This is a genomic window from Synechococcus sp. Minos11 (assembly GCF_014279855.1).
Taxonomy (GTDB): Bacteria; Cyanobacteriota; Cyanobacteriia; order PCC-6307; family Cyanobiaceae; genus RCC307.
Genome location: NZ_CP047953.1, coordinates 2,048,274 through 2,070,021, shown reverse-complemented (window position 1 = coordinate 2,070,021; position 21,748 = coordinate 2,048,274). Strand labels below are relative to the sequence as shown.

The 21,748-nt window shown below is 63.2% G+C and carries 24 protein-coding genes and 1 tRNA gene; 11 read left to right on the top strand and 14 right to left on the bottom strand.

Annotated features, from left to right (window positions below):
• A complete protein-coding gene (locus SynMINOS11_RS11710; protein WP_186548690.1) occupies nt 1-291 on the top strand; it encodes a DUF3181 family protein in 291 nt (96 codons plus the stop codon).
• 49 nt (nt 292-340) lie between these two features.
• Nucleotides 341-592 (top strand): hypothetical protein, encoded by a 252-nt coding sequence (locus SynMINOS11_RS11705; protein ID WP_011936737.1) that lies wholly within the window; start codon nt 341-343, stop codon nt 590-592.
• Here SynMINOS11_RS11705 and murJ read toward each other — a convergent pair.
• Nucleotides 585-2,219, bottom strand: coding sequence for a murein biosynthesis integral membrane protein MurJ (murJ, locus tag SynMINOS11_RS11700; RefSeq protein ID WP_255445410.1), 1,635 nt, complete (start codon nt 2,217-2,219; stop codon nt 585-587). The genes SynMINOS11_RS11705 and murJ overlap by 8 nt on opposite strands.
• A gap of 84 nt (nt 2,220-2,303) precedes the next feature.
• Between murJ and sfsA the strand changes: the two genes are divergently transcribed.
• Nucleotides 2,304-3,053, top strand: a complete 750-nt coding sequence (gene sfsA, locus SynMINOS11_RS11695) for a DNA/RNA nuclease SfsA (protein WP_043738413.1) — start codon at nt 2,304-2,306, stop codon at nt 3,051-3,053.
• Here sfsA and SynMINOS11_RS11690 read toward each other — a convergent pair.
• A complete protein-coding gene (locus SynMINOS11_RS11690; protein ID WP_255445409.1) occupies nt 2,986-3,240 on the bottom strand; it encodes a hypothetical protein in 255 nt (84 codons plus the stop codon). The two genes, sfsA and SynMINOS11_RS11690, sit on opposite strands and share 68 nt — an antisense overlap.
• A gap of 84 nt (nt 3,241-3,324) precedes the next feature.
• Nucleotides 3,325-3,537 (bottom strand): DUF4278 domain-containing protein, encoded by a 213-nt coding sequence (locus SynMINOS11_RS11685; protein WP_011936733.1) that lies wholly within the window; start codon nt 3,535-3,537, stop codon nt 3,325-3,327.
• Between the two features lie 351 nt (nt 3,538-3,888).
• Between SynMINOS11_RS11685 and SynMINOS11_RS11680 the strand changes: the two genes are divergently transcribed.
• The 3 genes from SynMINOS11_RS11680 (at nt 3,889) to SynMINOS11_RS11670 (ending at nt 7,312) form a co-directional block, all read left to right on the top strand.
• Nucleotides 3,889-5,343, top strand: a complete 1,455-nt coding sequence (locus tag SynMINOS11_RS11680; RefSeq protein WP_011936732.1) for an ammonium transporter — start codon at nt 3,889-3,891, stop codon at nt 5,341-5,343.
• A 101-nt stretch (nt 5,344-5,444) separates the two neighbouring features.
• On the top strand, nt 5,445-6,665 hold the full coding sequence (locus SynMINOS11_RS11675; protein ID WP_186548684.1) for a 4-hydroxy-3-methylbut-2-enyl diphosphate reductase: 1,221 nt from the start codon (nt 5,445-5,447) through the stop codon (nt 6,663-6,665).
• A 41-nt stretch (nt 6,666-6,706) separates the two neighbouring features.
• A complete protein-coding gene (locus SynMINOS11_RS11670; protein ID WP_011936730.1) occupies nt 6,707-7,312 on the top strand; it encodes a DUF1997 domain-containing protein in 606 nt (201 codons plus the stop codon).
• 3 nt (nt 7,313-7,315) lie between these two features.
• Here SynMINOS11_RS11670 and SynMINOS11_RS11665 read toward each other — a convergent pair whose 3' ends face one another.
• Together SynMINOS11_RS11665 and purH are read right to left on the bottom strand one after the other, a co-directional pair.
• On the bottom strand, nt 7,316-7,774 hold the full coding sequence (locus SynMINOS11_RS11665) for a DUF4079 domain-containing protein (protein WP_011936729.1): 459 nt from the start codon (nt 7,772-7,774) through the stop codon (nt 7,316-7,318).
• Between the two features lie 49 nt (nt 7,775-7,823).
• Nucleotides 7,824-9,365, bottom strand: coding sequence for a bifunctional phosphoribosylaminoimidazolecarboxamide formyltransferase/IMP cyclohydrolase (purH, locus tag SynMINOS11_RS11660; protein WP_186548682.1), 1,542 nt, complete (start codon nt 9,363-9,365; stop codon nt 7,824-7,826).
• A 62-nt stretch (nt 9,366-9,427) separates the two neighbouring features.
• Here purH and SynMINOS11_RS11655 point away from each other — a divergent pair, with 62 nt between their 5' ends.
• Nucleotides 9,428-9,997, top strand: coding sequence for an alpha/beta hydrolase (locus tag SynMINOS11_RS11655; protein WP_186548680.1), 570 nt, complete (start codon nt 9,428-9,430; stop codon nt 9,995-9,997).
• Between the two features lie 9 nt (nt 9,998-10,006).
• Here SynMINOS11_RS11655 and SynMINOS11_RS11650 read toward each other — a convergent pair whose 3' ends face one another.
• Nucleotides 10,007-10,375 carry a DUF3155 domain-containing protein gene (locus tag SynMINOS11_RS11650; RefSeq protein ID WP_011936726.1) on the bottom strand — a complete coding sequence of 123 codons (369 nt, stop codon included), beginning with the start codon at nt 10,373-10,375 and terminating at the stop codon, nt 10,007-10,009.
• Nucleotides 10,376-10,773: 398 nt separating this feature from the next.
• Here SynMINOS11_RS11650 and SynMINOS11_RS11645 point away from each other — a divergent pair, with 398 nt between their 5' ends.
• Complete coding sequence (locus SynMINOS11_RS11645; RefSeq protein ID WP_186548678.1) at nt 10,774-11,880, top strand: sensor histidine kinase; 1,107 nt, start codon at nt 10,774-10,776, stop codon at nt 11,878-11,880.
• Here the strand turns inward: SynMINOS11_RS11645 and cobS are convergent.
• On the bottom strand, nt 11,873-12,628 hold the full coding sequence (cobS, locus tag SynMINOS11_RS11640) for an adenosylcobinamide-GDP ribazoletransferase (protein ID WP_186548676.1): 756 nt from the start codon (nt 12,626-12,628) through the stop codon (nt 11,873-11,875). The genes SynMINOS11_RS11645 and cobS overlap by 8 nt on opposite strands.
• A gap of 66 nt (nt 12,629-12,694) precedes the next feature.
• Between cobS and tgt the strand changes: the two genes are divergently transcribed.
• Complete coding sequence (tgt, locus tag SynMINOS11_RS11635) at nt 12,695-13,828, top strand: tRNA guanosine(34) transglycosylase Tgt (protein WP_043737433.1); 1,134 nt, start codon at nt 12,695-12,697, stop codon at nt 13,826-13,828.
• Between the two features lie 30 nt (nt 13,829-13,858).
• Nucleotides 13,859-14,002: a photosystem II reaction center protein K gene (locus tag SynMINOS11_RS11630; RefSeq protein ID WP_011936722.1), complete on the top strand. Its 144-nt coding sequence runs from the start codon at nt 13,859-13,861 to the stop codon at nt 14,000-14,002.
• On the opposite strand, the gene SynMINOS11_RS11625 is transcribed toward SynMINOS11_RS11630, so the two are convergent.
• Nucleotides 13,941-14,714, bottom strand: coding sequence for a WecB/TagA/CpsF family glycosyltransferase (locus SynMINOS11_RS11625; RefSeq protein WP_186548674.1), 774 nt, complete (start codon nt 14,712-14,714; stop codon nt 13,941-13,943). The genes SynMINOS11_RS11630 and SynMINOS11_RS11625 overlap by 62 nt on opposite strands.
• A gap of 33 nt (nt 14,715-14,747) precedes the next feature.
• On the opposite strand from SynMINOS11_RS11625, the gene SynMINOS11_RS11620 reads away from it, so the two are divergent.
• Nucleotides 14,748-17,939 carry a glycoside hydrolase family 15 protein gene (locus SynMINOS11_RS11620; protein ID WP_186548672.1) on the top strand — a complete coding sequence of 1,064 codons (3,192 nt, stop codon included), beginning with the start codon at nt 14,748-14,750 and terminating at the stop codon, nt 17,937-17,939.
• Here SynMINOS11_RS11620 and SynMINOS11_RS11615 read toward each other — a convergent pair.
• The 6 genes from SynMINOS11_RS11615 to SynMINOS11_RS11590 all read right to left on the bottom strand — a co-directional run bounded on the left by SynMINOS11_RS11615 (nt 17,936) and on the right by SynMINOS11_RS11590 (nt 21,726).
• A complete protein-coding gene (locus SynMINOS11_RS11615; RefSeq protein WP_186548670.1) occupies nt 17,936-18,931 on the bottom strand; it encodes a Gfo/Idh/MocA family protein in 996 nt (331 codons plus the stop codon). The genes SynMINOS11_RS11620 and SynMINOS11_RS11615 overlap by 4 nt on opposite strands.
• 33 nt (nt 18,932-18,964) lie before the next feature.
• Nucleotides 18,965-20,266, bottom strand: a complete 1,302-nt coding sequence (locus tag SynMINOS11_RS11610; protein WP_186548668.1) for a hemolysin family protein — start codon at nt 20,264-20,266, stop codon at nt 18,965-18,967.
• A 34-nt stretch (nt 20,267-20,300) separates the two neighbouring features.
• Entirely contained in the window at nt 20,301-20,486 is a 186-nt protein-coding gene (locus SynMINOS11_RS11605; RefSeq protein WP_186548666.1) for a hypothetical protein, read from the bottom strand.
• 73 nt (nt 20,487-20,559) lie between these two features.
• Nucleotides 20,560-21,138, bottom strand: coding sequence for a glutathione S-transferase family protein (locus SynMINOS11_RS11600; RefSeq protein WP_186548664.1), 579 nt, complete (start codon nt 21,136-21,138; stop codon nt 20,560-20,562).
• Nucleotides 21,139-21,142: 4 nt separating this feature from the next.
• Nucleotides 21,143-21,215: transfer RNA gene (locus tag SynMINOS11_RS11595), tRNA-Ile, on the bottom strand.
• A 28-nt stretch (nt 21,216-21,243) separates the two neighbouring features.
• Nucleotides 21,244-21,726 carry an Occludin/ELL family protein gene (locus tag SynMINOS11_RS11590; RefSeq protein ID WP_186548663.1) on the bottom strand — a complete coding sequence of 161 codons (483 nt, stop codon included), beginning with the start codon at nt 21,724-21,726 and terminating at the stop codon, nt 21,244-21,246.
• Nucleotides 21,727-21,748: the final 22 nt, after the last annotated feature.

Here is a 21,748-nt window from a genome sequence, read left to right as displayed (position 1 = left end):
ATGTCGTTGTCATCGGCGCAGCTAAATGAGTTGAGCCAAGCCCTGGCTGATCGGCTGTATGTGCAAGTGGCTGGCTGGCATCTCTACCTCGGTGATGCCAAGTTGGCGCGCCCCTTGGCCGAAGAGCTGGCCGGCCTGCTGGATCAAGGGCCCGCGGTGGCCGCGCGTCAGGGTTTGGAGCGGTTGCAGGTGCCGCTGGGCGGAGGCAGCACCAAGTTGCCGCTCTCTCGGTTGATTTCTCCGGGTCAACTGGTTGACCTGGAGGAGATCCTCGAATCTTTCAGTTCCTGAATCCGCTGCAGGGACAGGCGATACTGGGACACCGCTGCGCTGGCCTCGGATGATCGTGATTGAGGTCACCAACTCGCGCGAGGTCGTGCGTCAACGGGTGGGTCGTCTTGGTGAGCGACTGATTGGCACCGTGGTGGACGCCGAGGCCCAAGTGGAGAAAGCTCTGCTGCAAGAGCTGGAAAAAAACTTCCGCGAGTTCGGCATCGAGGCGCGGATCTTTTCAGTGGATGGTCCAGCGATGGTGGGGCGTAGCCATGTGGAGGTGCCGGTGCACGTGCGTGATCAACGCACCGTCAACTGACTCCTGGCAGCTTGGCTAAGAGCTGACGGCTGAGTTGGCGCGCTTCTGGAACCCCAAAACTGCTGGCCAGCAGTCCGTAGAGCCCAGCGCCCACACCACCGCAGATCGCCACCTGCAGTGCCAAACCCAGCAGATCGCTTGGCCACTGAATCCATTGGGCCATGGCCCAGGCGATCACGCCGGCGGCTAGGGCGGCGAGGCTGAGCAGCAGGCTGTCGCGGCCCCAGATCTGGAGGGGCAGCCGCCCCAGCTTGCGTTGCAGGGCCAGCAGCAGCACCAGGCAGGTGATCACATTGACGGCAACGGTGGCCAGCACCAGTCCTGGTGCTCCTGCATTCAAAGAGGGCACCATCAGCCCGCTCGGGCTGGGTCCCCCCACCAACAACCAGTCGAAACCCACATTCAGGCCAATCCCGGCCACGGAGATGCGGAAGGGGGTTTGCCCGTCACCCAGCGCGTAAAACACCCGCACCAACACATCACGCGCCAAATAGGCCGGCATGCCCAGGCCGTAGGCCATCAGGATCCCAACGACCAATTGGGCTGCAGCGGCATCAAAGCTGCCGCGCTCATAAATCAGCGCCACGATCGGAGCCGCCAGCGCGACCATCAGCGCCCCCAGCGGCAGCATGCTGGCGTTGCTGAGCATCACCCCCTGGCGGATGCGAGTAATCAGCTCGTTGCGCTGCTCCGGTGCGCTCAGCCGCGCGAAGACCGGCAGCAAGGGCACCAAAAGCATGTTGGAGAGAATCCCGAGAGGGGTTTGCACCAGCAGCCCCGCATACCCCAAACCAGCTGCGGCGCCAGCGATGCCACTGGCGAAAAACAGGTCGGTATAAACATTGATTTGCAGCATCCCGGAGGAGAGCGTGGCGGGCCACATCACCTGCAGCACCTCGCGGACGCCAGCCTGCCGCCAGTGGAAGTTCAGCCGCAGCTGCCCTAAGCCCTGCTTCGCAAGGGCCGGCAGTTGCACCAGCCACTGCAGCAGGGCGCCCGCCAGGGTGCTGGTCGCCAGCACGGCCGCCCCCGCCCATGCCCAGGTGGCTGTGCCGATGGCCGCGCCTGCCTGCAGCCACAGGAGACCCAAGCCAATCAGCACCGCCAGGCTGGAGAGCAGTGGGCTGATCGCTGGCAGCCAGTAGACATCGGCTGCATTGAGGGCACCGAAGCCCAGACCAATGAGGCCGGCTAGTAGGGCCATGGGGGCCATCAGCCTCAGCTGCAGCACGGCCAAGGCATGCAATTCAGGATCGAGACCTGGGCCCACCAGGGTGATCAACGGATTGGCCAGCAGCACCAACAGCAGCGTGACCACCAGCAGTCCAAGGCCCACCAAGGTGTTGATGGCAGCCAACAGCTGCGCGCTGTCCTGCCGCTCACGTTTGGCCATGACGCTGACCATGGCGCTGTGGAACGGGCCATTAATGCCGCCCAGCAGGATCAGCAAAAACCCTGGCAACACATAGGCGTAATTGAACGCGTCGTAGGCGGCGCCAACGCCAAAGGCCGCCGCAATGGCCTGCTGACGAAACAGTCCCGCCAGCTTGCTCAGGGCCGTGGCGATCGCCACCAGCATGGCGATGCGGCGCAGATTGCCGCCGCTGCCGCGGGAGGCTTCAGCCATCGATGGTTGCGGCATGCAGAGCTGATTGTGGGGGAACTCGCCGCTGTTGATCAGTCACCATGGCCCGGTCGCTTGCCTGCCCTGATGCCATCTGTCGAGGTCTTGCGCTTTGAGCCCTTGCTTGAAGGGGTGCTGCAGCGTCGCTGGAAGCGATTCCTTTCAGAGGTTGAGCTCGCTGGAGGGGAGCTGGTCACCGCCCATTGCGCCAACACCGGTCCCATGACAGGGGTGCTGCATCCCGGCGGCCGGGTGCGGGTGCGGCATGACCCCTCCCCCAAGCGCAAGTTGGCTTACACCTGGGAGCAGGCTGAGATGCCTGGAGATGGTGGTTGGGTTGGCGTTAACACGGCCCTGCCCAACCGTCTGTTGCGCGCCACGATTGAAGCCGGGCTGCTGGAGCCGTGGCTGGGGCCCATTGCTGGTGTCCGCGCTGAGGTCACTTACGGCCGCGAGCGGCGCAGCCGCATTGATCTGTTGCTGCAGCCAGCTCCAGAGGCTGATGACCAACGCCCCATCTATGTGGAGATCAAAAACACCACTTGGAGTGCCGCTGATCTGGCCCTATTCCCCGACACGGTGACCGAGCGCGGTCAGAAACATCTCGAGGAATTAATGCATGTTTTGCCTGATGCCAGAGCGGTATTGATTCCCTGCGTCAGTCGATCTGATGTGAAGCGTTTTGCGCCCGGCGATAGCGCTGATCCGCGTTATGGCGAACTGTTCCGCCAAGCCATCGATGCCGGCGTGGAGGTTGTGCCTTGTCAGTTCAGCTTTGCTGCTGACGCTGTTCGATTTGAGGGAGTGCTGCCTGTGCAAAGGACGGAATCCGGTTGACCTTCAGTCCGGCTTCAAGCGCATCGGCAATCAGGCTTTCGCTGCAGCTTGGGGAGAGGGCCACCAGGCCTCGGCTGAGCTCATCCCAATGCTCGTCATCGAAGTGGGTTTGCAGCCAAAGCATGCCCATCGCGGATGCTGGAACCAGGCGATTGGTGGATTCCATCGGGGCCAGGAGAAGGTCCACGCACAAAAAAGCTCCTGGACCCATTCAGGTCTCAGGAGCAGACATCCGAAGTAGCAACCGGCACAAACGGCCGAATTGGCTGCCTCAGTTGGCGTTCACCTGGGCTGCAGCTTCTGCGCTGCGGCGCTGATACACCTGGCCCCGATAGGAGAGCTTGGTGGGCTGCACATTGGCGGCATCACGGCGCAGGGGTGCTGCGAAGCGCTGGCCGCGGTAGGTGTGCTCAACAGGGGTGGTTGAGGGTTGCTCGTGGCGGGCGGAGTCGTAAGCGACGCCGTGGAATTGGAGTTTGGTCATGGATCGGGCCTCGAAGTGGGGGTATCCGCTTCAGGGGAAAGAGCGTTGCTTCGCCATGCGGGGGGCTACTTCCAAGTGCTGCGGCCCGAGCCGGCACTTCCAACGTTTTGTCTTTCCAGGTACATGTATATCGCAAAAACGATGTTCATGGTGAACATTTCTAGAGATTGGGTGTTCGGCTCCTGATTTTGTGTATCTAGATAAACCTCGGCTGGCGACAATCCTTCGGGCGCAGTGGTCGTTGAATTGTAAAAATCTTGTTTTGTATCAACGCAAACAGTTAGTGGACTGTTCGCGCCGCAACATTTGGTTTATGGCGGATTTCCGCCCCTATGACTGCTTGCGTTCTTTATGACTGCATCTCCTCTGCCGCGGTCTGTACCGCGGACCCTGAGGGAGGCGACCCTGCTTGAAGCACCCCAGGTGATGCTCAATCAGTTCCGTGGCCTGTCCTCCAACCGTTCTTTGACCTGGCTGGCTTGCGTCCCTGTGGCGCTGTTTGGCCTGGGCTTGTTCAACCTCTCGGCCAAAGCCGCCGAGATGCCTGAACTCAACGCTGCATTTCTGGCCAACAACCTCTGGCTGTTCATTGCAACGATCCTGGTGATCTTCATGAACGCTGGCTTCGCCATGGTCGAAGCAGGGATGTGCCGTCAGAAAAACGCGGTCAACATCCTGGCTAAGAACCTTTTCGTGTTCGCTCTGGCCGTAACGGCCTACTGGTTCATCGGCTATTCGCTGATGTACGGCAACGGCGACAACGGCTGGTTCTACTTCGCTGGTCTGTTCTTTGATCCAGCAGTCACTCCGGAAATGATCACCGAGGCGTCCCTCGTCCCGACGGTTGATTTCCTCTTCCAGGCTGCTTTCGCCGGCACCGCCGCCACCATCGTTTCTGGTCTGGTGGCTGAGCGCGTCAAGTTCGGCGAGTTTGTGGTGTTCGCCCTTGTGCTCACCGCATTTATCTATCCCATCTCCGGTTCCTGGCAGTGGAATGGTGGCTGGCTCAGCGAGCTCGGCTTCATCGACTTCGCCGGTTCCTCCATCGTTCACTCCGTTGGTGCATGGGCTGGTCTGGTGGGCGCCATGCTTCTTGGTCCCCGCCTCGGCAAGTTTGTTGATGGCCGTCCTCAGGCCATCCCCGGCCACAACATGGCCATCGCCACTCTGGGCGCTCTGATCCTGTGGATCGGCTGGTACGGCTTCAACCCCGGTTCCGAGCTGGCCATGGACCAGTACGTGCCTTATGTGGCTGTGACCACGACCCTGGCTGCTGCTGGTGGTGCCATCGCTGCCACCATCGTCTCCACCCTGACCTCCGGTAAGCCCGACCTGACGATGATCATCAACGGCATCCTGGCCGGCCTGGTGAGCATCACAGCAGGTTGCGGAAACATGACCCTGGTCGGTTCCTGGGTGGCTGGCGCCGTTGGCGGCATCATCGTCGTCTTCGCTGTCTCCGCCCTCGATGCCTCTGGTATCGACGATCCCGTTGGCGCCTTCTCCGTGCACGGTGTGTGCGGCGTTTGGGGCACCCTGGTGATCGGTCTTTGGGGTGTTGATGGCATGGATCCCGGCGCTGCTGGTCTGGGCCTGTTCAACGGTGGTGGCATCAGCCAACTCGGCATTCAGGCCGTGGGCTGTGCTGCTTACGCCATCTGGACGATCATCACCTGCTGGATCGTTTGGAAGATCATCGGCGCCATCTTCGGTGGCATCCGCGTGACTGAATCCGAAGAGATCGAAGGTCTCGACATCGGTGAGCACGGCATGGAGGCCTATCCCGATTTCGCCTCGGCCAAGTGAGCTTCTGAGCTCCTTTGCATCGCACCCGCTGCGGCGGGTGCTTTTTTTTTGTCCGGGATCAGCCCATAGATTGGGCGTCTCGGTGCTGTTTTCGCCCTGCTATGGACACTCGCGCCTTCAAGCGATCGCTGCATCATTCCGAGCGCTACAACCGCCGCGGTTTTGGCCGTGCCGAAGAGGTGGCCGGAAGCCTGGAGCAGGCCTACCAAAGCGAGCTGATCCAAAGCATCCGTGAGAACGGTTATGAGCTGCGCGAGGGGCGCGTCACGATTCGCTTGGCGGAAGCCTTTGGGTTCTGCTGGGGGGTGGAGCGCGCGGTAGCGATCGCCTATGAGACCCGCCGCCACTACCCCACCGAGCGCATCTGGATCACCAACGAGATCATCCACAACCCCTCGGTGAATGCCCATTTGGTGGAGATGAACGTGTTGTTCATCCCTGTGGAAGAGGGGGTCAAGGATTTTTCGGGCGTGGAGAGCGGCGATGTGGTGATCCTGCCGGCCTTTGGCGCCACGGTTCAGGAGATGCAGCTGCTCAATGAGCGTGGCTGCCACATTGTCGACACCACCTGCCCGTGGGTGTCCAAGGTGTGGAACAGCGTTGAGCGCCACAAGAAAAATTCGTTCACCTCGGTCATTCACGGCAAGGTGAAGCACGAGGAGACCTTGGCGACGAGCTCCTTTGCTGGCACGTATTTGGTGGTGCTGGACCTGGAGGAGGCCCAGCTGGTGTGTGACTACATCCTTGGCAATGGCAATCGCGAGGTCTTCTTGAAGCGATTTGCTGGAGCCACCTCACCCGGTTTTGATCCTGATCGGGATCTGTCGCGCATTGGTGTCGCCAACCAGACCACGATGCTGAAAAGCGAAACCGAAGACATCGGTCGCCTGTTCGAGCGCACGTTGCTGCGCCGCTATGGGCCCACTGATCTCAACGACCACTTCTTGGCTTTCAACACCATTTGCGATGCCACCCAAGAGCGTCAGGACGCGATGTTCTCCCTGGTGGATGAGCCGCTCGATCTGATGGTGGTGATTGGCGGTTACAACTCCTCCAACACCACCCACCTGCAGGAGATCGCCGTCAGCCGGGGCATTCCTTCGGTGCATATCGATGCCCCTGAGCGCATCGGCCCCGGCAACGCAGTGGAACACAAACCCCTCGGTCAGGATCTCGAGCGCCTCGAGCCGTTCTTGCCCGAGGGTGATCTGCGCATTGGCATCACCTCCGGAGCCTCCACGCCCGATCGTGTGGTGGAGGGGGTGATCGACCGCCTGCTGCAATTAGCAGAAGCTGGGCAAATTACCGCTGAGATTGCTTAATGCTCCGTTACATTGGGCTGTGATGGGTCCTATTCAGCTGGATGACGGCCACGTTTTCTTGGCGCCAAAGCAAGAGGTCTCAACCCCGCGTGGATGAGGCCTGCCTGCGGACTTACAGCAGCCAGTTCTCCGATGTGATGGAGATGCTGGCTCCTGTGGCTTCGGTGTCGGACTACCTCGATGCGCATCAAGAGTGGTTCACCCGTTGTGCCGCACCGATGACGGTGCAGCCCCTCGATGTGAACGCTTATCGGCTGCAGCTCGGGAAGTTCGGCAACTTTGGTTTTGAAGTCGAGCCCAAGATCGATCTGGTGCTCCTGCCCCAGCAACAAGGGGTTTATCGCATCGAGACGTTGGCTCCCGCCCTGCCTGTCGATGAGGGCTACAACGTTGATTTTCAAGCCAGCCTCAAGCTCTGCCCCCAGGAACAACACACCCTGGTGCAATGGGAGTTGGATCTTTCCGTTGGCATTCGTTTGCCCGCTTTTATTGGCGTGCTGCCTGAGGCCCTGGTCCAGTCCAGTGGCGATCACCTCCTGCGGCAGATCGTCCGCCAGATCTCACGTCGCTTGACCTGGAAGGTGCAAGAAGACTTCCATGCCCATGCCGGGCTGGCCTGCCCGCCGCGCCGCCGGGCTCTGTTCTGAGCCTCAGCGGTTCGTCCAGATCTTGTTGAGGATCTGCAGCCCGCTGACGGCCTGCCACAGGAACAGGGTCATCACCAGCATGTTCAGTCCCACGTGGGCTTTGCGGGCGATCAGATTGCCGCGCTGCATCAGCGGAGAGAGGGACGCCGCCAAGGCAATCAGCCCCGTCATGCCCAAGCCCACCAGCAGGTGCGGGCTGACAAACAGCTTGCCGTTATTCAGGTAGGTGACAGCCATGCCACCCAAGGTGCCGAGCACCATCACCGCCAGCACACCGCTGCCGATCAGGTAGTGGCGCTGGGCAAATTTGCCTTTGATCAGCTCCTTGCGATCTTCCGCGGAGGCGGTGCGGGTTTTCTTGGCTTTGATGCCAAGGAACAGGGCGTAGCCAGAACCGGCCAGCAGACCCCACATCAGCAGGGGATGCAGGAAGTTCAGATTGAAAAGCAGGGCCTCGGGCATCGGCTCAGCGTGCGATGGGAGCGACGCTACTGGGTCGCCTGATTCCGCTTCAGTGCAGGAAATGGCGACGGCCCGTGGTCACCATCACCAGCCCAGCGGCATCACAGGCGGCAATCGAGTCGCTGTCGCGCTTGCTGCCTCCGGGTTGGATCACCGCGCGGATGCCCCGCTCAGCGGCCAGCTTGACGGTGTCATCGAAGGGGAAGAAGCCATCGCTGGCGAGAACGGCGCCACGGGCTTGATCGCCGGCGGCATCGAGGGCAATGCCTGCTGAGCCCACACGATTCATTTGACCGGCGCCAACGCCCAGGCTTTGCCCGGCTTTGGCCACCACGATCGCGTTGGAGCGCACATGGCGCACCACACGCCAAGCAAAGCGCAGATCAGCCATCTCTTCGGCATCGGGTTGGCGTTGGCTCACCACCTGCCAGGCGCTGTCGTCGTCGCTGATCTGATCGCGTTCTTGCAGCAGCACGCCGCCTAAGACCGAGCGCAATTGCTGCCGGGTGGCTGCTGCTGAGGCCGCTGCTGGCAGTTCCAGCAGCCGCAGATTGCTTTTGCTGGAGAGGATCTCGCGTGCTTCGGCGCTGATCTCCGGCGCCACGATGCATTCGAGGAAGAGGCCCTGCAGGCTGGCGCAGGCCGCCCCGTCGAGGGGTTGATTGAGGGCCACGATGCCGCCGAAGGCTGAGACGGGATCAGCGGCAATGGCCCTGGCCAGGGCATCGCTGGCATCGCGCCCTGTGGCGACGCCGCAGGGGTTGGTGTGTTTGATCACCACAGCGGCTGCCCCTTCGCTGGCGGGGAAGCGCTCCACCGTGGCTTGGGCCGCATCGAGATCGAGCAGGTTGTTGTAGCTGAGCTCTTTGCCCTGCAGTTGCTGGGCACCGCCCCATCCCGCTGAGCTGCTGTACCAAGCCGCCGCTTGATGGGGGTTTTCTCCGTAGCGCAAGGTTTGCCGCTGCGGCAGCGTCACCGCCAAGGTGTGGGGGCTGGCGGCATTGGCTTCCAACTGGGTGCCCAGCCAAGTGCTGATGGCGCTGTCGTAGGCGGCGGTGTGCTGGAAGGCTTCCAGTGCGAGCTGACGCCGCAGCTCGGCAGGGATGGGCCCGGCGTCGAGAGCACCAAGCAGTCGCTCGTATTGGGTCGGGCTGGTTAAAACGCTGACGTGGGCATGGTTTTTGGCGGCAGCCCGCACCATGGCCGGTCCGCCGATGTCGATCTTCTCGATGGCCTCATCCCAGCTCACATTGGCCTTGGCGATGGTGGCTTCAAATGGGTAGAGATTCACCACCACCAGCTCGATCGCGGGGATGTTCTGGGCCTCCATGTCGGCCTGGTCGGCCGCGTCGCTGGGGCGGCCCAAGATGCCGCCATGGATGCGCGGGTGCAGGGTTTTGACGCGACCCCCCAGGATTTCTGGGGCACCGGTGTGCTCTGCCACCTTGGTGACAGGCAGCCCTGCATCCGCCAGACATTTCGCGGTGCCGCCGCTGGAGAGCAGCTGGAAACCATGGCGTTCCACCAGGGCCCGGGCCAGAGGTTCAATCCCCTCTTTGTTCGACACACTCAGCAGAGCCAGACGGGCCATGGAGATCGCAGGGACAGCCAATCTCTGATGGTATGGGGTGGTCCTGACGCTGTTGCTGGTTGATGCGCTTGATCTTTCTGCACGGCTGGGGGGCCAATGCCGCTGACCTGCTGCCCTTAGGCGGGGCCTTGCAGGCTCAGTTGCCCCCTGGATCCGCAGCGTTGCAGGTGCAGTCGTGGGACGCGCCTGATCCCCATCCAGCCGGTGGTGGGGCGAGGCAGTGGTACGACCTCAACACCCCAGGCTGGCCGCAGCATCCGCAGGCTGTGCAGGATTTGGCGGCCAGGCTGGATGGCGAATTGTTGGCGGCTGGCTCAGAACCCGTGGTGCTGTTTGGGTTTTCTCAGGGAGCCGCCATGGCCATTGAGGTGGGACTCAGCAGGCCCCTCGCCGGTGTGATTGCTTGCAGTGGTTATCCCCATCCCAATTGGAGCCTGACGCAAGCGCCCCAGGCTCCAACGCTCTTGATGCACGGTTCAGAGGATGTCGTGGTGCCAGTGGCGGCTCAAGCCGCACTTGCCACTGAAATTGCTCGCGTGGGCGGCCAGGTGGAGGTGTTGACCTTCACAGGCGGCCACACGATTCCGATTGACGCCGTGGAGCGGGCCGCCCAATTTTTGGCGGCCCTTTAAGCCAGTGGCTTAAACGAAGGCGTACTCGTACTCCTCCATCTCCTCCCAGTCGTCGGAGGTGGCTTCCAGGCCAGCAAAGATGGTGTCTTCGCCCACGGAATCAACGATCGTGCGCAGGGACGGGAAGAGGAAGTGGTTTTCTTCGGCGTATTGAGCGCTGAACAGCCCTTTCTCGCCCCAGAAGAAGCGGTCGGTGGTGTGCTCGTTGCGGCGCACGTTCACCAGAGCCGGCGGCACCAGATTGGATTTGGCGATGTAGCGACGGGCGGCGGTCACGGGCTTGTGCTCGCCGGTATCGAGGTTGTGGGTTGGAACGTGGGCCAGAACGCGTTGACCAGCTAGACGACGACGGCTGATGCGCTTGCGCTTTTTCGACATGGAAAGAACCCCTTACGGGGTGGGCTGTGGATCGGACAAAACAAGTCGACCGGAGTCGCAAAACGACACCGGAGCCGGCTCTTAAAGGCGCAGGTAAACCTGCAGCGCCCATACGTCTGTCGACCGGAACTGGGATCGGGAAAGATCCATGGCTGGGATGGCCCCACCGGTCTTCACCATTCGGCTATGGGAAGGACGCAGGGGTACGAACAACCTCTGCTGTAACCTTTCCGGCAAGGAAACGCCAGAAAAGTACCGGTGTGTGATGGGACCTGTTCCTCAGCACCAGTAATCCGGGACTGGGAAGTAGTGGTCGTAGATACAATCTTAAGAGTTTCTCCGAATTTGGCAAGTCCCTCGTGGTTGCCATGTTCAGGCCCTTGCGGCCCTGTGGCGCCATGATTTCTGAGCGCTTTCGCCAGCTGGTCGCTCAGCAGCTTGACCAGTTCTGTGATTGTCAAGAGCTGGTGGGCCTCGGTGTGTACGTGGCCATGCCAGCGGCAGACGGTGAGCTGCAGCTGCAATTGGTGCAGGCCTGGCCGCGAACGGCCACCCGTTTGGAGCCCGCCGCTGAGGCGGCACCGTTATTAACCCCCCGGCAATCGCGCCGCTGGCTGCCGTTGCGGCAGGAGGCCGCCGTGATTGGTGCGCTGCGGGTGGATAGCGCGCTTGGGCAGTGGCCTGAGCCGCTCAATCAGCGGTTGCATAGTGCTGCCCAGGTGTTGGCTCAGGCCTTGCTGTTGGACCTGGAGCAGCAGCGCTGGCAAGGCGAGTTGCAACGGGAGCGGCGTCAGCGCGATCTGCTGGTGCATCAGATGCGCAACCCTTTGGCAGCCCTTCGCACCTTCACGCAGCTGTTGCTGCGCCGGGTTGAAGCCAGTGATGAACGCCGCGAACTGGTGGAGCATCTCCTTGATGAGCAGCAGTCGTTGGCGGGTTACCTCGATGCCTTGAGCAGCTCGGAGGCCGGCTTGGTGTTGCCCCAGGCCAGCGGCAGCGAGGCGCCTCTGCTGCTGCCACCGGTGTTGGCGCCACAGCAGCCGCGTTTGCTCAGTGATTGTTTGGAGCCTCTGCTGGCTCGCGCCGCCGCAACGGCCAAGCTTCAAGGCCGGCGTTGGCATCCCCCAGGACCTGTGCCGGAGGTTTCAGTGCCGGCGGCCACGGTGGGTGAAATTTTGGCCAATTTGCTGGAAAACGCCTTTCGCTACAGCGATCCAGGTGGTGATTTGGGGCTTTGGATCGCCTCGGGGCCCGATCAACTGCAATTGGCGGTTTGGGACAGCGGTCCCTTGATCGACCTTGATGAGCGTGAACGGATCTTTCAGCGCGGTGAGCGCGGCCGCCATGGCGCCAAGCTCAGCGGCACGGGGTTGGGTTTGGCCTTGGCTCGCGATCAAGCCGAAGCCAGCGGCGGCAGTCTGCAGCTGCACTGTCCTGCCAGTGCTTTAGCGCCTGGTTTGGCGGCTGCGGGGAACGCGTTTGTGTTGACGCTGCCGCTCAGCTGAGCAGACGCAGCATCAGCCAGCCGCTCCACAGCGTGCAGGCTTCGGTCCATTCCACGCAGGCGCCGTAGCTATCGCCGGTGTGTCCTCCCAGGCGTTGGCCCAGCAGCCGAGGCACCAGCAGCGTTGGGATCACACCGCAAACCCCAGCCAGCACCGTGCGCGTGCCGGGGGGGCTGAGGCTGAGTCCTACCAGCAGCCCCAGCACAGCCGCTGCCGGCAGCAGTTCTTGCAGCAGGGGTTGACGCTGGAGCCGGTGGAAGCCACCACTGCCTTCGGCCCTGAGATAGGGGAACCAGGCGATGGCCAGCAGTGGTGCAATGCGGCCCCACACCGCACTCCAGATCAACAGGGTGGGTGCCAAGGCCGCGAGGGCCAGCAGGGCACCCAACTTGAGCAGCAGCACCATCAGGCCAGCCACCAAGCCGCTGGCGCCGATGCGGCTGTCGGCCATGGCCGCTAGGCAGCGGGGGCCGGCGGCCAAGCCATCTCCGGTATCCATCACCCCATCGAGGTGCAAGCCGCCGGTGAGCCAAAGCCCCAGGGCCAGCACCAGTAGGGCGCAGCTGGCGCTGGGCAGCCCCAGTTCGCGGCCCAGCAGCCAGAGGCCAGCTTGGGCGCCACCAATGAAGACGCCAATCACCGGAGCAAACCGGGCAATCCGCTCAAAGCGCGGGGTCACCCCCGGCCAGAGCGGGAGCGTTGTGTAGAAGATCCAGCTTCCGGCCAGATCCGGCCACCACCTGAGCATCAGCGGTTGGGTGCTGCCTCCATCCTGCGCCTCGCCATAGGGTGAGAGTTGCGCTGTCTGTGGGTGTTGAGCACTGCTGCTCCGTTCCAATTCGAGCTGCTGCATCGCTGCCCCCACACCCAGGCCCGCACGGGTCGTTTTCACACCCCCCATGGCGTGGTGGAGACCCCACGCTTCATGCCGGTGGGCACCGCGGCCACGGTGAAGGGCATTAGTGCTGAGCAACTGCGCAGCACCGACGCGCAGATGGTGCTCTCCAACACCTTCCATCTGCATCTGCAACCGGGGGAGTCGATCGTGGCGGCCGCTGGCGGGCTGCACCGTTTTATGGGTTGGCCTGGGCCGATGCTCACCGACTCCGGCGGGTTCCAGGTGTTCAGCCTGGCGAGCCTCAATGCGATCAAAGAGCGCGGTGTCACCTTCCAGTCCCCGCGCGATGGCTCGGTGGTTGAGCTCACCCCAGAGCGCTCGATGGCGATCCAAGAGCAGCTTGGGGCTGATGTGGCCATGGCCTTTGATCAGTGCCCTCCCTATCCCGCCAGTCATGAGGATGTGCGGGAGGCCTGCGACCGCACGCACCGCTGGTTAGAGCGCTGTGTCACGGCCCATCAGCGCCCGGATCAGGCGCTGTTTGGAATCGTGCAAGGGGGTGTCTTCCAAGACCTGCGCGAGGAATCGGCCCGGGTGATCGCCAGCTTTGATCTGCCGGGATGTGCCATTGGCGGGGTCAGTGTGGGGGAGCCCGCGGCGGCGATGCATGAGGTGGTGCGCTGGTGCACACCGCTGCTGCCGGAACACAAGCCCCGCTATCTGATGGGGGTGGGCACCCTGCCGGAGATGGCACAGGCTGTGGCCCATGGGGTGGATCTATTTGACTGCGTGCTGCCAACGCGCCTGGGCCGCCATGGTGCAGCGTTGGTGAATGGTGAGCGCTGGAATCTCAAAAACGCGCGCTTCCGGGAGGATCACACCCCCCTGGATCCCAGTTGCCCCTGCGCCTGCTGCCAACAGCACAGCCGGGCTTATCTGCATCACTTGATCAAGAGCGATGAAATCCTCGGGTTGACGCTGCTGAGCCTGCACAACCTCACGCAGTTGATCCGCTACACCAAATCGATGGCCCAAGCCATTGAGGAGGGTTGTTTTTCAGAGCATTTCGCTCCTTGGGAGCTGAACTCACCGGCGTTCCACACGTGGTAACGTCCAGCGACTGCTTGGTTTTCGACCACGATGGTGAACGCTGCACTGCCTCTGTTGGCCCAGCTTCCCGAGGCTTACCGCGCCTTTGGCCCACTCGTGGACATCCTTCCGCTTATCCCGGTCTTTTTCCTGCTTCTGGCCTTTGTGTGGCAGGCCTCGGTGGGTTTCCGCTGATTACAGCCCAGGCAAACTGCGGCAAGGCCAGCATGCGGCGCCAGCGGCTGGGTTCCTGAAGCAATCGGTACAACCATTCGATTTGAAGGGCTCCCATCCATTGGGGGGCCCTTTTCTTTTGCCCTGACCACACATCAAAACTGCCGCCAACGCCCATCCATAGACCTGCTTGGTGGTGATGCAGACGTTGGATCCAGGTTTCCTGCCGCGGCACCCCCAACGCCGCTAGCACCAGATCAGGCTTGAGGGACAGCAGTTGCTGTTCCAGCCCAGGCCATGCCTCGGGTGCTTGAAAGCCATGCACGGCCATGACCAGCTGCAGGCCAGGGTGGTGTTGGGGGAGCTGCTGAGTGAGCTGCTCCATCACAGCCGGGCTCGCCCCCACCAGGGCGACGCGCCAGTGGTGTTGGGCGGCATGGGCGAGCAGGTCATGGGCCAGTTCGATGCCAGGGCTGCGGCGCACCCGAATGCCCTGGCGCCGCAAGGCCCAAACCACGCCTGCACCATCGGGAATCACGAGGTCAGCGGCCCGAATCGCCTGCCCGAGCTCTGGCTGGGCCAGCGCCGTCATCGTCATCTCGGCATTGAGGGTGACCAGTTGCCCGCCACCGCTGCGGTGCAGCTCCACAGCCGCTGCCAGCACATCGGGGCAGGCGTCTACCGGCATCCCGAGCACCTGCTGGCGGTCACAGGGACTAGGGGCTGGGGACATGGGCAGAGCCGCTGACGCGAGAGAATCTGATTGATGATGACCAGCCTGACAACGCAGACCAGTGCTGGCCCGGTACTGGAACAACTGGAACGCCTCGATGCCCAGGTGGACCGCGTCTTCCTGGCCAGGCAGCACCCGATCACGGGCCTGATGCCGGCCAGCACCGCCAACACGGTGCATGGCAACTATGGCGATGCCTGGGTGCGCGACAACGTGTACACCGTTCAGGCGATCTGGGGACTGGCGCTGGCCTGGCGGCGTCAAGGGCAACGGCCTGCTCGCGTCTATGCACTGGAGCAGAGCGTGTTGGCGCTCATGCGCGGTTTGATGCGCTCGATGATGGCTCAGGCGGCCAAGGTGGAACGCTTCAAGGCGAGCCAGGAGCTGCTGGATGCCCTCCATGCCAAGTACGACACCGAGACCGGCCAGCCGGTGGTGGCTGACAACGCCTGGGGCCACCTGCAACTCGATGCCACGTCCCTGTTTGTCCTGCAGCTGGCGCAGCTAACGCGCTCAGGCCTGGTGGTGGTGGCCAATGGCGCCCAGGCCGCCTTTGTGCAAAACCTGATCTATTACCTCTGTCGCGCCTACCGAGTGGCGGACTACGGCATCTGGGAGCGCGGCGACAAGGGAAACAATGGAGCCCCTGAGCGCAATGCCAGTTCGATTGGCTTGGTGAAAGCGGCCCTGGAGGCCAGCAGCGGCTTGGATCCCTTCGGCCCCCATGGCGATGGCCGCCACACCCTGTGGGTGCCGCCCGATGCGGTGCTCCGCCTCAGGCGCGCCTTGGAGGCACTGCTGCCGCGGGAATCAGCCAGCAAAGAGGTCGATAGCGGTTGCCTGGCGGTGATTGGCTATCCCTCTTGGGGGGTTGAGGGTGAGGAGTTGCGCGCCCGCACCCAAGCCTCCATCCACCGGGAGCTAGGCGGCCGCTACGGCTACAGCCGCTTCCGACGCGATGGCCATCAGACCGTGGTGGAGGACAGCACGCGGCTGCATTACGAGCCCGAAGAGCTGGCTTGCTTTGAAGGCATCGAATGCCAATGGCCCCTGTTTTTGGCCTTTGAGTTGGTGACCGCCTGCATGGAGGAGCGTTGGCAGCAGGCCGAAGACTTGGATCAGCGGCTGCAGCAACTGGCCGTTCAGCGCGGCGAGGATTGGTTGCTGCCTGAGCTGTATCGGGTGCCGGCGTCGGCGGTGGCGGCTGAGCGCCAAACGCCCGGCAGCCAGCCGCGTGAGCCCAACGACAACGTGCCCTTGCTCTGGAGTCAGAGCCTGTGGTTGCTGGGTCAGCTGCTGATCGGCCGCTGGATCACGCCGCAGGAGTTGGATCCCTGCGGCCGGCGTTTACCGCGCCGTCCTGGCTGCCAACGGGTGAGGCTGGCGCTGGTGCCTGGCGATGCCGCGGTGGCGGCTGGCTTGAGTCGTGAAGGTCTGCCGATCGTCACCCCAGGCGATGGCGATGTGGGCATTGAGTCATCGCATCGGCTGGCCCAGGCCTTGGCCCTGTTGGGGCGTTGCGAGAGCTTGGGGCTCAGCGGTCCACCGGAAGGGGCGACGGCCACCTTGGCGGTGGCCCGGCTCTACCGCTGCGGCGAGCAGCTGACAGCGTTCTTGCCCCCTGTGCTCGAGGAGAGCACCTTCTATCTGGCCGATGACCCCGAGCAGCTGGCCGATGCCCTGTTGGGGGAGCTGCGGCTGCTGCAACGCCATTGGCTGGCCGATGGTGAGCCGCTGCTGTTGGTGCCGATCGCTGCGGCCCCTTTTGCGCGCCGCCGTGAGCAGGTGTTGGAGCTGGCCCGCACGTTGGCCACTGGATCGTTTGGGGGTGTGGAGGTGCAGTTGGGCACCTTGGCTGATCACATCTCAGCGGCGGCCTGTGAGGCGGTGGCGCTACCAGCACTCCCCCCAGCTGTCCCGCTGCCGGCGGTTCCGCTGCAACTCGCCCAAGCCAGCGGTCACCGCTCGCTCACGGTCGACCGCGAGCAGGAGCTGGAGCTGGAATCCACCACGCCCCTCGATTTGGCCGCCCAGCTGTGGGGCAGCACCTCCCTGCGGGAGCAGGCGGAATTGCTGGAGCAGTTGCAGTTGCGCTTGGGTGCCTCAGCCCAGTTGCAGGCGCCTGATCAGGCCTTGCCAGTGCCGGTGACCCAGATGGTGGAGGCTGTCTATCGGCGCAGCCTGGAGGCTGGTGATTGGGAGCCGGTGCGCCGCTGCGCTGGGTTGCTCGGGTTGGTGCACCCCCATCTCGAAGATGCGCTCGATGATTTGCTCGCTCGCAACCGCCAACTGGTGGTGGGCCGCAACTACACCAGTCGCTCGCGCATCAGTGAGCCCCTCGATAGCGCTGCCATCGCCCAGCGGATGCGTCAATTCAGCGGCGAAGACAGTCGCGAGACGATCCTGCAGCAGGAGTTGCTGCTGGCCCTCGAGGGTTTGGCCCGCCAGCGTCCGGCTCTGCTTCAGGGCACCTTGACCTTCCAGCTCGGGCAACTGCTGCTGCTGCTCACCAGCGAATTAGCCACCGAGCGCAAGCTCGGTTCAGCCGAAGCGTTTGAAGCGCTGTGCGCTTTGCCTCCTCACGGCATTTTCCGGCGTGTGGGGGTGGTGCTGGCGGATCTCACCCGGGCTCGAGCAGCCTTACAGCGCTGCGAACAGCTGCATCTGCGCGGCAAAGCGCTGTGGCAAGCACCTGCGCCAGTGGCGGAGAAACCCACCGGGGGCTGCTGGCTGCAGCACCGGGTGCGCCGCGGGGCCCTTCAGTGGGTGCCGCGCAATTTTTATCCCGGTGTGTGGGGGCTGCTGCAGCACTGCCGCGGGCTATTGATTGGCGACAAGTTGGAGCGCCGCAATCGTTTGGACAGCGCCTTGTTGGCTGAGAAAACGCCCGATGAGCAGAACTTTGCGGTGTTGGTGGAGCACCTGCTCAGCAAGATCGAAGCGCCGGAGTACCGCCAACTCTCGATCGAAGCGCTGTTGTCGTTGATGGCCTTTTTTGAGGCCAACCCCGATGTCTGCTTTGACGACCACATCGCTTTGGATGTGGTGATTGGCCATGCCGTGCGGCTGGGTTGGTTGGAGCAGGACCCCAGCCACCGGCTCAGTGACTACGGCTCCCACAAGGCCGCTGCTTGGGACGGCTTCTACCGGGCCTCACCAACCCGCTGCCGTGAGCTTTGCGTGGGGGCCTTGCACCAATTGGTGGACAGCGCGATTGCGGCCTAGAGCGGTGTATCGAGCTGCAGCAAGCTCTGCTGCGGCTGCTCAACCGCCTGCTCAATCAGGTCGGCCAGCCGTAGAGCCCGGGACGCTTGCAGACCATCGACGGCTGGTTTGGCCGCACCACGCACGCACTGCAGGAAATGCTCGAGCTCGGCATAGAGCGGTTCAGTGGGGGAGATGCTCACCTCTTCGATGAAACCGTCGTGGCGATAAAGCAGTTCCCCCCGGGTGGCGGAATAGGACTCATGGGCCCGCCTGTGGATGCGCAAGTTGCGGTTGAGGAAGTCCGCCTCCACCAGGCTGTCGCGGCAGTGGGCCGTGAGGCAGCGCTCCTTGCGGTGGCTCATCTTGCTGGCGGTGAGGCTGGCGGCAACGCCATTGGCGAAGTTCAACGTGGCGGTGACGTAGTCGATGGGGCCGTCGCTGCTGCGGCCACCAGCCGCGGCGAATCCCACCACGGGAGCTCCTGACAGTTCCAGCGCCAAGTCGATGTCGTGGATCATCAGATCCAGCACCACCGACACATCGTTGGCGCGATCGGCATGGGGGCTGTGGCGCCGGCCTTCTAGCACCACCACTTCTTCATTGGCCACCACGTTGAGCAGCTCCCGAAAGGCCGGGTTGAAGCGCTCGATGTGGCCCACTTGCAGCAAGCGGCCAGCCTGCTCCGCTGCGGCGATCAATTCTCCGGCTTCCTGCTCATTGGCCGCGATCGGCTTTTCGATCAGCACATGCACGCCGGCCTTGAGGCAGGCCATGCCCACCGGATGGTGCAGCAGGGTCGGCACGGCAATGCAAACCGCTTCCACTTCCTCGATGAGGTCGTTGTAGTCAGCAAACCAGCGGCAACCGAACTGTTCGGTGGCTAAAGCGCCGCGGGCGGCATCGGGGTCAGCAACGCCCACCAGCTCGGCATCGCGCAACAGGCTCAGCACACGGGCGTGATTCCAGCCCATGTTGCCGATGCCGATCACGCCCACCTTGACTGGTTTCATCCTGGTGAGCTGGGCAGTGTTGCAGGCAGGGGACTAGTCCTGCTGGGGGCTCATTATCAACGCATTGCTGCGTTCTCCGAGGCAGATCTTCACGTCCTCGATGCGGGGCCCGTCCATCGTCAGCACCGTGAATTGGTCACCCTCCCAGTTGAGGGCCTCGCCAGCGGCGGGGATGTGCTGCAGCCGCTCGAGCAGAAACCCAGCCAGGGTGTGGTGTTCATCGGATTCCGGCAGCTTGAGCCCCAGTTGGCGATTGAGCTCAAAAATCTCCAGATCACCGGCCACGCGCCAGCAGTTGCCGCCCAGCGGAATCAGATCGGCCTCGTCGCCGTCATCTTCCAATTCATCGCCCACGATTTCGCTGGTGAGATCAGCGATGGTCACCAGCCCTTCGGTGCCGCCGTGTTCATCCACCACCACCAGCACAGGTTCCCCGCTGCGGATTTGGGGCAGCAGATCGGCCAGGGAGGCACTCTCTTGAATCCGGGCCACCGGGCAGATGTACGGGCTCAAGGGAGAGTCAAGGGTCAGCTCACCACGGACGAGCGGTGCGGCCAGCAGGCGGAGATCCAGTAGGCCGCGGACATCATCGAGTGATTCGCCAATCACCGGGAAGCGGGCATGGCGGGTGGAGACCACCGCCTCCATCAGGTCGCTGAGGCAGGCCTCCAGCGGCAAGGTCACCATCCCGGAGCGGGGCACCATCACCTCGCGCACCTGGGTGTCCCGCAGGGAGAACACCCCCTCAAGGATGTTGCGCTCATCCGGCTCCAGGCCAATGACGGCGTCGTTCTCAATCAAGCTTTCGAGCTCACTGGCTGAGAGCGATGGCACCAGCCGGTCCCATTGCAGCGGTAGTCCAAAGGCGCGTAGCAGCACGTTGGCTACGGCCTCAATGGCGCTCAGCAGCGGGGCTAGGGCTTGGTTGACCGATTCGAGCAGGGGGCCAAGCCGCAGCGCTGCGTTCTCAGGGTCATCGAGCACCCAGGCTTTGGGCAGCAATCCGCCCAGCAGGGTGGCCAGCAGGGCGAGCACCGCAAACACCACCAGCTGCAGCCAGGCCGGAGGTGTGGGCCCATGCAGCAGGGTGAGCAAGCTGTGGCTGCCCCAGCCGAGGGCCAATAGGGCCAGGCTCAAGCCCAGTTGAGTGGCCAGCAAAGCCCGGCGCAGATGCCGCTGCAGGCGTGCAATCGCTAAAGCCGCCGCATTGCCGCGCTCGGCCAGTTCCTGCACCCGGGTGGGCCGCAGCCGCATCAAGGCAAATTCACTGGCGGCAAAGAAGGCCACCAAGGCCAACAGCAACACCAGAGTCAGCAACCGCAGGGAAAGCCCCATGAACTCTGTAGATGCCAGCTGGCGAATGGCTGAATTATGAGTCGCCGGTGGCGCTGTGCCAGCTGCGGTGCAGATGCTGCAGCAGGGGCGCCAACGGATCGGCCGTCATCGAATCGGGCGCAGCTGCCGCAGGATCAGGCCAGCGCCGGCGAATGCGTTCCCCTGCTTTCATGCGGCGCCAAAGCTGCTGAAGACGTCGATCGGCAGACGGGGAGGGCATCCATCCGGGCTTGGGCCGCCATTCTGCAACGACTTGTTTTCCATCCCTCACTGAACAATTCACAGGGCCCGCGTTAGGCCAGTCCCATCACCTTGCGGTAGGCCGGCCGCGCCTGGGTGGCGGCAATGTTGGCCTGAACAGCTGGATAGGGGCTGAGGTCTAGATCGGGGAAAAACATCGGCAGATAGGCCAGGTAGGCGTTCACGGCGCAGTCAGCCACTCCCCAGCTGCCGCCCATCAGCGACTTGCCGCCATCGAGGAGGCCGTTGAGCACGCCCATCAGCCGCGGAAACTCCTTCTCTCGATTGCTGGGAACAAACAACGCCGTCGCCAAGGTGGCGTTGGCAAACAGCACCCATTGGGCCGCCAGGCTGCGCTCGGCGCTGCTGCCGCATTCACCGCTGAGTTCCGCCAGATAGAGCAAGATCGCGCCGCTTTCGAACAGCTGCAGGCGGCCGCCCGGCACGGCTGGGTCTTCGTGCACCAGGGCTGGCAACTTGCCGAAGGGGTTGATGCTCAAAAACGGCTCGCGGCTGTGCTCGCCAGCGCGCATGTCGAGCATGCGCCAGTCGTAAGCGATGCCCTTTTCCTCCATGTACCAGCGGGGCATGGAGGCGCGGGTGCGAGCACCGCCGTAAAGGGTGAGAGCCATGGGATGGGGGTCGCGAGGATCGAACTCGCCTAAGGCGAATTATGAGTTCGCTGCATTCACCAGATTGCTAGACCCCCGGCCAGCACAGCCATTGTGAACCAGCTGTCACCACAGGCCGCGAACGGGCTCAATCTCGATCAGCGGCTCGATCTTGCGCATGCTGCCGCTGTAAGGGGTTTCCAGGTCCGCCACCCGGCGTGGCAGGGGGCTGCTCTGTTCATCAAGCAGCGAGCGGTAGGTGTTTTCAATCGCTGATCCATCCCAAACGATGGTTTGGTCGGGGAAGCCGAAGCCCATCACCTTGGTGCCATCGCCGCCACCCATCGAAATCCCCAGCAGGTCAGTGATCTGGTGGGTGATGTCGATGCCACGGGCGAAGGGTGCTGTGTAGGAGAAGGCCCGTCGGTCGATCAACTCTGATGTGGTTTCGATGGCGCCGCAGCGGGTCACCTCCACGGGTTGGCCAGGCTGCTCATCGGGGTAGCTGCCGACCGGGGCTTCGAAGGTGGTGGTGCAGACCATGGGGCCAGCGGCAGCCGGCGCGGCCAGCAAGGCAACGCAGGTGCTGAGGAGGGCTTGGCGGACCATGGAGGCGTAACGGAGTCCGGGC